The sequence below is a fragment of the Streptomyces olivaceus genome (genome assembly GCF_000721235.1).
Classification (GTDB): domain Bacteria; phylum Actinomycetota; class Actinomycetes; order Streptomycetales; family Streptomycetaceae; genus Streptomyces; species Streptomyces olivaceus.
This window is the reverse complement of record NZ_JOFH01000028.1, coordinates 1-12,544: the sequence shown is the minus strand read 5'-3', so window position 1 is coordinate 12,544 and position 12,544 is coordinate 1. Positions and strand designations below refer to the sequence as shown.

Annotated in this window: 8 protein-coding genes; 6 read left to right on the top strand and 2 right to left on the bottom strand. The window is 73.7% G+C overall.

Annotated features, from left to right (window positions below; genetic code table 11):
* Positions 1–520: 520 nt before the first annotated feature.
* From IG94_RS0128175 to IG94_RS0128165, 3 genes are all read left to right on the top strand, one after another.
* On the top strand, positions 521–784 hold the full coding sequence (locus IG94_RS0128175; RefSeq protein ID WP_003975777.1) for a WhiB family transcriptional regulator: 264 nt from the start codon (positions 521–523) through the stop codon (positions 782–784).
* Between the two features lie 225 nt (positions 785–1,009).
* Positions 1,010–4,849 (top strand): glycosyltransferase family 2 protein, encoded by a 3,840-nt coding sequence (locus tag IG94_RS0128170; protein WP_078892461.1) that lies wholly within the window; start codon positions 1,010–1,012, stop codon positions 4,847–4,849.
* The gene (locus IG94_RS0128165) at positions 4,846–6,393 is read left to right on the top strand and encodes a DUF5719 family protein (protein ID WP_031043192.1); all 1,548 of its coding nucleotides are present in this window, start codon (positions 4,846–4,848) and stop codon (positions 6,391–6,393) included. The genes IG94_RS0128170 and IG94_RS0128165 overlap by 4 nt, the downstream gene beginning before the upstream one ends.
* Before the next feature lie 60 nt (positions 6,394–6,453).
* Here IG94_RS0128165 and IG94_RS0128160 read toward each other — a convergent pair whose 3' ends face one another.
* Positions 6,454–7,608, bottom strand: coding sequence for a pentapeptide repeat-containing protein (locus IG94_RS0128160; protein ID WP_078892460.1), 1,155 nt, complete (start codon positions 7,606–7,608; stop codon positions 6,454–6,456).
* 269 nt (positions 7,609–7,877) lie between these two features.
* A complete protein-coding gene (locus IG94_RS0128155; RefSeq protein WP_078536082.1) occupies positions 7,878–8,330 on the bottom strand; it encodes a metallopeptidase family protein in 453 nt (150 codons plus the stop codon).
* 295 nt (positions 8,331–8,625) lie between these two features.
* Between IG94_RS0128155 and IG94_RS0128150 the strand changes: the two genes are divergently transcribed.
* The 3 genes from IG94_RS0128150 (at position 8,626) to IG94_RS0128140 (ending at position 12,258) form a co-directional block, all read left to right on the top strand.
* Complete coding sequence (locus IG94_RS0128150) at positions 8,626–9,045, top strand: DUF3499 domain-containing protein (RefSeq protein WP_031043183.1); 420 nt, start codon at positions 8,626–8,628, stop codon at positions 9,043–9,045.
* 150 nt (positions 9,046–9,195) lie between these two features.
* Positions 9,196–10,812 (top strand): L-lactate permease, encoded by a 1,617-nt coding sequence (locus IG94_RS0128145; RefSeq protein ID WP_031043182.1) that lies wholly within the window; start codon positions 9,196–9,198, stop codon positions 10,810–10,812.
* 81 nt (positions 10,813–10,893) lie between these two features.
* A complete protein-coding gene (locus IG94_RS0128140; protein WP_031043179.1) occupies positions 10,894–12,258 on the top strand; it encodes a phosphomannomutase/phosphoglucomutase in 1,365 nt (454 codons plus the stop codon).
* Positions 12,259–12,544 lie beyond the last annotated feature (286 nt).

Below are 12,544 nucleotides of genomic sequence, written 5' to 3'. Positions count from 1 at the left end.
GCACCGTGGGACCCGGAGGTGCGGGTCGAGGCGAGCGCCAAGTTCGCGAGCATGCCCACAAGGACAGCGGTTCACACCTGCACTGTCAACTCGGTGCCCGTTATGTGGGACATGTTTCACCTCATCCGGTTCATCTCATAGACGAAAGGTTTGCTCAAACGACTTCCGGGACACATGGCGCACAAGCCGGGCGCACAACCCCCGTTGCGATCCCGTGATCCGAATGTGATCAGGTTCGCTTCGGCGTGTGTATCGGAACGGGATCGAACGCCCGGGCGTCTTCCCTTGTGCGGGTGCCGCTCGGGCGGGGTGTGCCGGCGGGCCGCGCGAGGATGTCAAGGTTTATGGCGATTTGAACACTTTCCGCATTCCCTTGGTTCTGCAGAGTGAATAAGGGGCCCAATAGCAGATCCCGGCTTGACTCGCCCGGAGCAGCACACTTGTAATTTCACTCGTGTCGTTCAGCCGGAATCGATAACGGCTGGATCACGGGGACGCGAAAGACAGACGAGGGGCGCACATGACCGAGCTGGTGCAGCAACTGCTGGTCGACGACGCGGACGAGGAGCTCGGCTGGCAGGAGCGCGCACTGTGCGCCCAGACCGACCCCGAGTCCTTCTTCCCCGAGAAGGGCGGCTCCACCCGCGAGGCCAAAAAGGTCTGCCTCGCCTGCGAGGTCCGCTCCGAATGCCTCGAGTACGCCCTCGCCAACGACGAGCGCTTCGGTATCTGGGGCGGCCTGTCCGAACGGGAACGCCGCCGACTGAAGAAGGCCGCGGTCTGACGCACCGGGGCCGGCCGCGCGGTCCGGTGCGCCGGAGCCGTCACGGACTGACGCAGCGTCGGAAACGGCCCGAGCAGCGGTAACGGCCCGTCGCCGGTGGGTTGTCCACAGGCGGCGGGCCGCCTTGCTGCCCAGCCGATAGTGTGGGCGCTCGTCCGAGACACCCGCCCTCCCCAACAGGCACGGGTGTCCACCGCAGTCCACCGAACCGGGGCCCGTACCTCGATGTCCGTGCAGAGTCACACGGCAGCCCAGCAAGACCTGGCTGCCACACCTGAGTTCCCGCGTCACGTCGTGACCGCGGTCCTCGTCGCCCACGACGGCGCCCGCTGGCTGCCCGACGCGCTCACCGGGCTGCTCGGCCAGGAGCGCCCCGTCCAGTACGCCGTGGCCGCCGACACCGGCAGCGCCGACGACTCCGCCCGCCTGGTCGGCGACGCCCTGGGCCACGACCACGTACTCCACCTCGCCCGGCGCACCGGCTTCGGCCAGGCCGTCGAGGAGGCCGCCCGCAGTGCCCCCCTCCTCACCCCCGAGGAGCTGCCGTACCTGAGGCGGCCCAGCGGCTGGGACCCCGCCACCCGCACCTGGCGCGACGACGCCTACGACCTGCCGGAGCTTCCCCACGGAGAGCCGGTCCAGTGGCTGTGGCTGCTGCACGACGACTGCGCCCCCGAGCCCGAGGCCCTGGCCCAGCTGCTGCGCGTCGTGGACACCGAGTACGAACTCGGCCGCGACGACGTCGCCGTCGTCGGTCCCAAACTCCGCGGCTGGTACGACCGCAGGCAGCTGCTGGAGGTCGGCGTCTCCATCGCCAACTCCGGCCGCCGCTGGACCGGTCTGGACCGCCGCGAGCAGGACCAGGGCCAGCACGACCACGTCCGGTCCGTCCTGTCGGTGTCCACCGCGGGCATGCTGATCCGGCGTGATGTCTTCGAGCGGCTCGGCGGGTTCGACCGCCGGCTGCCCCTGATGCGCGACGACGTCGACCTGTGCTGGCGCGCCCACGCCGCCGGACTCCGCGTCCTCGTCGCCCCGGAGGCGGTCGTCCGCCACGCCGAGGCCTCCTCCCGCGAGCGCCGCGCCGTCGACTGCGCGGGCCGCACCACCGCGTCCCCGCACAAGGTGGACAAGGCCGGCGCCGTCCACACCCTCCTCGTCAACGTCCGTACGGCCGCCCTGCCCTGGGTGCTGCTGCGCGTCGTCCTCGGCACCCTCCTGCGGACCCTCGCCTACCTCGTCGGCAAGGTCCCGGGCCAGGCGCTCGACGAGATAAGGGGCCTGCTGAGCGTGCTGCTGCGCCCCGAACGCGTCCTCGCCGGACGGCGCGAACGCGGCCGGCCGCAGGTGGAGAAGGACGAACTGCGCCCCCTGTTCCCGCCTCCGGGTGCGACCGTCCGCGCCACCGTCGAGCAGGTCGCGGGCGATCTCTTCGGCGGTTCGGACGCCGAGGCCGCCGCGGGCGCCGGACGGCACGGCGGCGGCATCGAGTCCGGGCCCGGCGGCGACGACGCCGACTTCCTGGAGATCGAGCAGTTCGCCCGGCTCAAGCGCATCGCCCGCAAGCCCGGCCCGCTGCTCTTCGTGGTGCTCCTGCTGGTCTCCCTGGCCGCCTGCCGCGCGCTCCTCGGCGGCGGCGCACTGGCGGGCGGCGCGCTGCTGCCCGCCCCGGGCGGCGCCGGCGAGCTGTGGTCGCGGTATGCGGACACCTGGCACGGCGTCGGCACCGGCGGCACCGCCTCCGCGCCGCCCTACCTCGCGATCGTCGCCGCACTGGCCTCCGTCCTGCTCGGCTCGACCGGACTCGCCGTCACCCTGCTGCTGGTCTGCTCGGTGCCGCTCGCCGGCGTCACGGCGTACTTCGCGTCCCGCCCGCTCGTCACCTCCCGGCTGCTGCGCGCCTGGGCGGCCGTGGCCTACGCCTTCCTGCCCGCCGCCACCGGGGCACTCGCCGGCGGCCGCATCGGCACCGCCGTCCTCGCCGTACTGCTGCCGCTCATCGCGCGCGCGGGCGTCGCGGCGGCGGGCCTCACCAGTACGTCCGGCGCCCGCGGCAGCTGGCGCGCCACCTGGGCGTACGCGCTGCTGCTGACGGTCACCACCGCCTTCACACCCGTCGTCTGGCCGGCCGCGCTGATCCTCGGCATCGGGGTGCTGGCCCTGCGCCGTGGCGAGATCACGGCCTACGGGCTGCGCTTCCTCGCCCAGTTGGGCACCCCGCTGCTGCTGCTCGCCCCCTGGTCGCTGTCGCTGCTGCCGTTCGGCTTCTTCGACGAGGCCGGCCTCGACTACGGCGCCTCGGCGGCCTCCGCCCTCGACCTGCTCGGCATCAGCCCCGGCGGTCCCGGCACGGTCGGCGGACTGGTGCTCATCGGCATCGTGCTGGCCGCGCTGGCCGCCCTGCTGCGCTCCGAGCGGCAGCCGGCCGTCCGGACTGCCTGGGCGGTCGCCCTGGTCGGCCTGGTCCTCTCGGTCCTCTCCAACCGCTCCGCCTGGGCCGGCCCCGCCACCCTCGTCTACGGCATCGCCCTGCTGGCCGCCGCGACGCTGGGCGCCGACGGGGCCCGCTCCCGTGTGGCCGAGCAGAGCTTCGGCTGGCGTCAGCCCGTCGCCGCCCTCATCGCCCTCGCCTCGGCGGTCGGCCCGCTGATCGCCGCTGCCGGCTGGGTGATCGGGGGCGCCGACGGCCCCGTGGAGCGCCGCGACCCCGTCCAGGTGCCGGCGTTCGTCGCTGAGGAGAGCCGTACGCGCGACCAGGCCCGCACCCTCGTCCTCGACAGCGACTCGGCCGCCCACGTGAGCTACATGCTGGTCCGCGGCTCCGGTGCCCGCCTCGGCGACGGCGAACTGGCCGACGGCGGCGGCAACGAGGCGCTCGACAAGACCGTCGCGAACCTCGTGGCCGGCTCCGGCGCCGACCAGGCCGACCAGCTCGGCGGCTACGCCGTGCGCTACGTGCTCGTGCACAAGGGCGCGCCCCGCGACGTCACCCGCGTCCTGGACGCCACACCCGGCCTGAGCCGCCTCAGCCAGCAGGACGGCAGCGGACTCTGGCGGGTCGACCAGGAGGTCGCCCGCGCGACCATCGTGTCGGGCGGGGGCTCCGGCGAGGAGTCCGGTGCGGCGTCCGCCGGTGAGCCGGAGCCCGTGGCGGCCGGCCCGGTGGAGATCCACACCGACATCAAGGCGGGCGCCGACGGCCGCGTCCTGCGGCTGGCCGACACCGCCGCCGAGGGCTGGACGGCCACCCTGGACGGCAAGCCGCTCACCCGCACCACCGTCGACGGCTGGGCCCAGGGCTTCGAACTGCCCGCCTCCGGCGGCAGGCTCGACGTCACCTATGACGACCCCTTCACGCACACCGCCTGGCTGTGGGCCCAGGGCCTCCTCGCCGTCGTTCTGGTCGTCCTCGCACTGCCCGGCCGTCGCCGCGACGTCGACGACGACCTGCCCGACGAGCCAGTGGTCTCCGCAGAGGACCTGGAGGGCGACGGACGCCGCGCGCGGCGGCTGCGCGCCCAGGCCGAGGCGGAGGCCGCGTCGGCCGACGCCGCGGCCGGCCCCGGACCCGAGTTCGACCTGCCCGACACGCCCGGGGCACCGGAGACGCCCGGCGGCTTCGACGCGGCGGACGGCGACCCGGCCGCTCCGGAAGCGCCCGGACAGCCCGCGGAGCCACCCGCGCCAGTGCCGCAGCAGCCGGCGTACGGCACCTGGGACCAGGCGGAGTACGCGGGCGCCGAGTACGGCTCCTACGGGACGTACGGCGCCGAGCAGTACCAGGGCGCCCAGCAGCAGTACGACCCCGCCGCGTACGGGCAGCAGGGCTACCAGTCCGACCCCTACCAGCAGGGCGCCTACCAGGGCGGCCAGGACACCCAGTACCAGACGGGCCAGTACGACCCGTACGCGTACCAGGACCAGGCGCAGGCCCAGGAGGGCGGGTACGACCCCGCCTACGACCAGGCGTACGGCCAGGCCGGATACGACACGGCGTACGACCCCTCCCAGCCCCAGCACCCCCACGGCACGGGCAGTGAGCGTCCCGACGGGAGCCAGCAGTGAAGCGCACGACCCTGTCCCTGATCGCCTGCGCGACCGCGCTCGCCGCCGTCACCGGCTTCGCCATGGTGTCCGCCCCGGACACCTCCGGCGCCGCGACCGCCACGCCGGCCGCCCGGCTGCCCGTGGAGCGGACCAGCCTGCTCTGCCCGGCGCCCAGCACCTCCGACCTCGCCGAGACCGCGTACACGTCCTTCACACCCGTCACCGAGGGCGCCGAGGAGAAGGGCAGCGCCGGGCTCACGACGGCGGAGCCGGGCGGGGCCGCCGAGGACGGCGGAGACGGAGGGGACGGCGGAAAGTCCGAAGGCAAGGACGACAAGGACGACAAGGACGACAAGGGCGACGAGAAGGAGAAGCCGGTTCTCGAGCCCGAGAAGCCCGGTGAGCCGGTCGCCGGAAAGACCTCCGGCTCCGAGGCGCCCGCGCTGATCGGCACCGCGGAGGGGAGCCACGCTCCCGGCTGGACGGTCCAGCAGTCCACGGAGGTCGCCGCCGGCACGGGCCGCGGACTCCAGGGCGTCAACTGCGCCGCCCCGGACACGGAGTTCTGGTTCCCGGGCGCCAGCACGTCGAGCGGACGCACCGACTACGTCCACCTGACCAACCCGGACGACTCGGCGGCCGTCGTCGACATCGAGCTGTACGGCAAGGACGGAGCACTCAAGTCCACGGTGGGGGAGGGCGTGACGGTGCCGCCGCACGCCAGTGAGGCCCTGCTGCTCTCCACGCTCAGCGACGTGGAGGAGACCGACCTGACCGTGCACGTCGGCGTGCGCAGCGGCCGGGTCGGGGCCGCGGTGCAGGCCCTGGACGACAAGACCGGCGGCGACTGGCTGACCGCAGCCGCGGACCCGGCGGGCGAACTGGTCCTGCCGGGCATCCCGAAGGACGCCACCGCCGTGCGCCTGGTGCTCTTCACCCCCGGGGGCACCGACGCCGACCTGAAGGTGCGGCTCGCCTCGCCGTCCGGCCCGATCACGCCCGCGGGGCACGAGACGGTGCACGTCAAGGCCGGCATGACCACCGGCGTCGACCTCGGCGAGGTCACGCGCGGGGAAGCGGGTTCGCTGGTGCTGACGCCGACGGGCCAGTCGGTGCCGGTCGTGGCGGCGGTCCGGGTCGTGCGGGGCAAGGGCGGCGAGCAGGAGTCGGCGTTCGTCCCGGCCTCCGATCCGGTGGGTGCGCGTGCGACGGCCGCCGACAACCGCGCCAAGCGCACGACCCTGTCCCTGGTCGCGCCGGGCAAGGACGCGAAGGTCAAGGTCACGGCGTCGGCGGGCACCGAGGGCGGTACGACGGCGACCAAGACGTACACGGTCAAGGGGGGCACGACGCAGGACGTCGACGCGCCGGTCCCCGCGGGCCTCAAGGGGACCTACGCCCTGACGGTCGAGACCGTCTCGGGCGGCCCGGTCCACGCCTCCCGCACCCTGACCGGGTCCGACGAGGACGTGGCGTCCTTCACCGTCCAGACCCTCCCCGACGACCGCGGGACGGTCTCGGTGCCGCGGGCGGACGAGGACCTGTCGGTGCTCCAGCGATAGGGGCGGGCTGCGCCGACCGGGCGGACCGCGGACGCCGCGGACCCGACCGGCGCGTCCCGGTCAGGGAGTGGACCGCAGCGGCGGCGCCTGCAACGTCATCCCGGGCGGCTGGAGCAGGGGCGAGGGCTCGGGCCCGGGGTCGTCGGCGTCGACGACCCCGGCGGCCGTGTGGTCGAAGCCGGCGGGCCAGCGGGTGCGCTCGCTGGCCAGGGCGCCGTCCAGGCGTGCTTCGGCAAGGTCGGCGGTACTCAGATCGGTGCCGCGCAGGTCGGCCATGCGGAGGTCGGCGCGGTGGAAGACCGCGCCGTGGGCGGCGGCCTTGCGCAGGTTCGCCTCGCGCAGGTCGGTCTCGGTGAAGTCGGCGTCCCGCAGGTCGGTCTCGACCAGCTTCGCGGCCCGCAGGTCGGCCAGGACGCAGCGGGCCCGGCGCAGGACCGCGGTCGCGAGGTCGGCGTGCCGCAGGTTGACCGAGACCAGGGACGTCTGGGTCAGATTGGCGCGGTACAGGCCGGCCGCCTCCATGCAGGCGTGGTCGAAGTTGACCTCGGGGAACCACAGTCCGTCGCAGTCGGCGCGGCGCAGGTCGGTGATGCCGAGATTGACCCATGACTGCTCCCGGTGCCGGCACAGCACGCCGAGCGCGGTCAGCGCCACCTGGGCGTCGGCGGCGCGGGTCTCCAGGGGCGCGATGTCGTTGATGGGCACGTCCGCCGCCGGTGCCTCCCGCCCGGCGGGTGGCCAGGGCAGGTGTGTACGCAGATACGCGGCCTGGATGGAGATGACGGCCTCCCGGTCGCGGGCGGACTGCTCCGCGATCCGCCACAGCGCGTGCAACCCGCCGATGCGCACATCCAGCTTGTCGCTGCCGAGCTGGTCGACGGCCCGGCTGAACCGGTCGGTGACGTACCCCTCCTGGGTGGCGCGCAACCCGTCCTGACTCACTCGCAGTTGGCGCCAGGTGGCGTACGCGCCGAACAGCACGACCAGGCCGCCGAGCAACTGCAGAAGCGTCGTGCGGACATCGTTCACCGCCTTCAGCCGATCCTGCGCGGCGACGCCCGCCCCGGCGAGATCGTGGTCGACCACCAGTCCCGGCAGTACGACGAACACCGTGCCCAGTACGGCCAGCCCCGCCACGGCCAGCAGACCCGCGGCCGCGCGGCGCCCGACCGGCCCGCCGCGCCATGCCCGCCGTCCGCGGTCCTGCTCCCCCATCCCCGTCCCCATGGGCACGAGAGCCTAGGTGCCGCTCATATGACGATCAAGACGCTGTGCCCACGCCCCGTGACACGGGAAGGGCCGCGCGCGAAGGGGCGCACGGGCCCCGTGTCACGGGGTATGGGAAGGGCCACGTGTTCCGTGGCGCGGGAAGGCCCGCGCGGGAAGGGCCACGTGCCCCGTGGCGCGGGAAGGGCCGCACGGGAAAAAGCCGGAGGACCACGCCCTTGGCGCTCGCGCCTCCGCTCCGTCCTCCTCGGCCCCGCTCACTCTTCCCCGTACCGGGGATCCACCGTCTCCGGTGTCAGCCCCAGCAGCTCCGCGACCTGCTCCACGACGACCTCGTGCACGAGTGCCGCCCGCTCGTCGCGTCCCTTGGTCCGGATCTCGACCGGCCGCCGGTACACGACGACCCGCCCCCGCTGCCCGTCGCGCGAGGGGACCGTGCCGCCGAGCGGGATGGACTCGTCGGCCCACGGCTCCCCGGGCCCCTCCAGCCGGGGCACGTCGAGGACGAGGAAATCGATGTCGGCGAGCTGGGGCCACCGCCGCTCCAGGCGCTCCACGGAGTCCTGCACCAGGTCCGCGAACACCTCGCCGCGGCTCGCGGCGAGCGGCACCTGCGGGGGAGCCACCGGACCGCGCATGCCCCGACCGTGGCGATCACGACGGCGGGGCCCTGGGCGGCCGGCATCACGGGGCGTCACGGGGTTGTCCATCACCGCTGAAGGGTAGTCCCCGCCGGGGTCGCGCGCCCGACCGCACGCGCATGCCGGACGGTGTCGCGGCCCCCGGACGCGGCTTGTCGGCGGATGACCATTCCAGCCAAGGTTGGGCTCAATTCCGTATCTCTCCGTGACCGTGAAACTCGCGGCATATGTCGCTGTTTGTATCGGGTCCTGACCGCTTCCGCGGGGGTCCGACCGTTCGGAAAACCGCGTCCACACAGGTCAACGGAGGGTGCGAGGCGGGTCGCGGGGGTCGTTTCACGCCACGACACGGTGGTGTGACGTGGTGGAGGGTCGTCGCGGCCCGCTCAAGAGTGCGGTACCGTCCAACATCGTGAGCCCTGTACGTCGCTGTTCGCGCACCGCCTGCGGCCGTCCCGCCGTCGCGACGCTGACGTACGTCTATGCCGACTCGACCGCGGTCCTCGGCCCGCTCGCCACCTACGCCGAACCCCACTGCTACGACCTGTGCGCCGAGCACTCCGAGCGCCTCACCGCCCCGCGCGGCTGGGAGGTCGTCCGCCTGCTCGACGGGTCGGCCCCGGCCCGCCCCAGCGGTGACGACCTGGAGGCGCTGGCCAACGCGGTCCGCGAGGCGGCCCGGCCCCAGGAGCGGACGGCCGAGGCGGGCGGCGGCCGGACGGCCGATCCGATGGAGGTCGCGCGCCGCGGCCATCTGCGGGTACTGCGCTCCCCGGACAACTGAACCCGCACCCCGCTCGCTCACATCCGTCGCACATCCTCTCCCGGGTCACATCCGTTGCTGCAGACCCATTGACGTCGCGTTGTCGCGGACACGACCATTCCGGAAGCTGCGAGAAATCGCTTTCGCATGGCGGAATCCGGGGAGGCGCCCGTGTACGTGCAGGAACTGGAACCCGTCGCCGGTTCGCTCGGCCTGTCCGCCCTGGTGGCGGCCCTGCCACTGGTGCTCGTCCTCGTCCTGCTGGGCGGCGTCCGCATGAAGGCTCACCTCGCAGGCCTCATCGGCCTCCTGGCGGCCGTGCTCGTCGCCTGGCTCGCCTACGGAATGCCCCTCGACCAGACGGCGTCCAGCGCCGTCCAGGGAGCCGTTTTCGGTCTCTTCCCCATCCTGTGGATCGTCGTGAACGCGCTCTGGGTCTACCGGATGACCGTCCGCACCCGGCACTTCGACATCCTGCGCCGCTCCTTCGGCCGGCTCTCCGACGACCCCCGCATCCAGGCCCTGGTCGTCGCCTTCTGCTTCGGCGCCCTGCTGGAGGCGCTCGCCGGTTTCGGAGCGCCCGTCGCGATCTGCTCGGTCATGCTCGTCGCCCTCGGCTTCGACCCCGTACGCGCCGCCGTCGTCTCGCTGGTCGCCAACACCGCGCCGGTCGCCTTCGGCGCCATGGGCACGCCCGTGGTGACACTGGCCCAGGTCACCGGGCTGCCCCTGGACGACGTCGCCTCCGTGGTGGGCCGCCAGACGCCCCTGCTGGCCCTCGTCGTCCCGCTGCTCCTCGTCGCCCTGGTGGACGGCCGGCGCGGACTGCGCGAGACCTGGATCCCGGCACTCTCCTGCGGAGTCGCCTTCGCCGTCGCCCAGTTCGTCGCCTCCAACTACGTCTCCGCCCAGCTCGCCGACATCGCCGCCGCGCTGATCGGCGCCGGCGCCCTGGTCGCCGTACCGCACTCGCGGCGGCCCGCCGCCGAGCCCGTACGGGCGTCCGTCCTGACCGGCGTGCGCAGCGAGGAACTGGACGAGGAGGACTCCGCGCGGGAGGTCGTGCGGGCGTACGCGCCGTACGCGCTGATCGTCGCCGTGTTCTCGGTGGCGCAGATCCCGGCGGTCAAGGACTGGCTGGCGAAGACCACGCAGTCCTACGACTGGCCGTTCCTGGACGTGGTCGACCCCGAGGGCACCCCGGTCGGCGGCAACGTCTTCTCCTGGCCGATCGTCTCCACCGGCGGCACGCTCGTGCTGTTCGCCGGACTCGCCACGGCCGCCGTTCTCGGTGTGCACGCCCGCGCGGCGGTCAAGGAGTGGCTCGCGACCGTGCACGAGCTGCGGTTCGCGATCCTCACCGTCACCTCGGTCCTCGCCCTCGCCTACGTCATGAACCTCTCCGGGCAGGCCGCCACCATCGGCCACTTCGTCGCGGCCGCGGGCGCCGGGCTCGCCTTCCTCTCCCCGGTGCTCGGCTGGTTCGGCGTCGCCGTCTCCGGCTCCGACACCTCCGCCAACGCCCTCTTCGGCGCCCTCCAGGTGACCGCCGCGCGGGAGTCCGGTCTCTCGCCGGAACTGCTGGCCGCCGCCAACAGCTCCGGCGGCGTCCTCGGCAAGATGATCTCCCCGCAGAACCTCACCATCGCCTGCGCCGCCGTCGGGCTCGCGGGCCGCGAGGGAGACCTGCTGCGCAAGGTGCTGCCCTGGAGCCTCGGCCTGCTGCTGGTCATGTGCCTGATCGTGGTCGGGCAGTCCACGGTCGTCCTGGGCTGGATGCTGCCCTGACCCGGGGGAACCGCCCGGGCGGCCCGTCGGTCCCTAAGGGGTAGTTTGTGGGCTCCGACAGGACTTTCAGGAAGGTTGGCCGTGGCTGCTGATCTGTCGCAGATCGTGAAGGCGTACGACGTGCGCGGTGTCGTCCCGGACCAGTGGGACGAGTCGCTGGCCGAGCTGTTCGGCGCGGCCTTCGTCGAACTGACCGGCGCGGGCGCCATCGTGGTCGGCCACGACATGCGGCCCTCGTCCCCGGGCCTGTCCGGTGCCTTCGCGCGCGGCGCGGCGGCCCGCGGCGCGGACGTGACCGAGATCGGCCTGTGCTCCACCGACCAGCTGTACTACGCCTCCGGCGCGCTGGACCTGCCGGGCGCCATGTTCACCGCGTCGCACAACCCCGCGCGCTACAACGGCATCAAGCTGTGCCGCGCGGGCGCCGCCCCGGTCGGCCAGGACACGGGCCTCGCCGAGATCCGCGCCACGGTGGAGCGCTGGAGCGGCTCCGGCGCCCCGGAGCCCGTCTCCCGCCCCGGCACGGTCACCCGGCGCGACGTCCTCGCCGACTACGCGGCGCACCTGCGCTCCCTCGTCGACCTCACCGGCGTCCGCCCCCTCAAGGTCGTCGTCGACGCGGGCAACGGCATGGGCGGCCACACGGTTCCCCCGGTCTTCGCCGGCCTGCCCCTCGACCTCGTGCCGATGTACTTCGAACTGGACGGCACCTTCCCCAACCACGAGGCCAACCCGCTCGACCCGGCCAACCTGGTCGACCTCCAGAAGCGCGTCCGCGCGGAGGGCGCCGACCTCGGCCTCGCCTTCGACGGCGACGCCGACCGCTGCTTCGTCGTCGACCAGAACGGCGACCCGGTCTCCCCGTCCGCGGTCACCGCCCTGGTGGCCGCCCGCGAGCTGGCCCGCAACGGCGGCACGGGCACGGTCATCCACAACCTGATCACCTCCTGGTCCGTCCCGGAGGTCGTGCGGGAGAACGGCGGCACACCGGCACGCACGCGCGTGGGGCACTCCTTCATCAAGGCCGAGATGGCCAGGACCGGCGCCATCTTCGGCGGCGAGCACTCCGCGCACTACTACTTCCGCGACTTCTGGAACGCCGACACCGGCATGCTGGCCGCCCTCCACGTCCTCGCCGCCCTCGGCGGCCAGCAGCGCCCGCTGTCCGACCTGGTCGCCGCGTACGACCGTTACGCCGGCTCCGGGGAGATCAACTCCACCGTCGCGGACCAGCAGGGCCGTCTCGCCGCGATCCGGGCCGCGTACGAGGGCCGCGACGACGTCACCCTGGACGAGCTGGACGGCCTCACCGTCACGACGGCCGACTGGTGGTTCAACGTCCGCCCGTCCAACACCGAGCCCCTCCTCCGCCTGAACGCGGAGGCCCGCGACGAGGCCACGATGACCAAGATCCGCGACGAGGCCCTGACCCTCATCCGCACCTGACCCGCCCCACACCCTCCGCCGCTGGGGGCAGTGCGTGCCGCGCCGCTGCGGGCAGTCGTGCCGCTGGGGCGGCACGGGTGGGCGCGGCGGCACCCCGCCGGCGCCGGGCCGCGCACCCACCCCCGCCCGGCACCCACGCCGGGCACGGACGCAGAGCCGGCCCGCAGGGCACCCGGCACCCACGCCGGGCACGGACGCAGCGCCGGCCCGCAGGGCACCCGGCACCCACGCCGGGCGCGAACCCAGCGCCGGCCCGCAGGGGCGACCCCAACCCCCCACCCCGCCC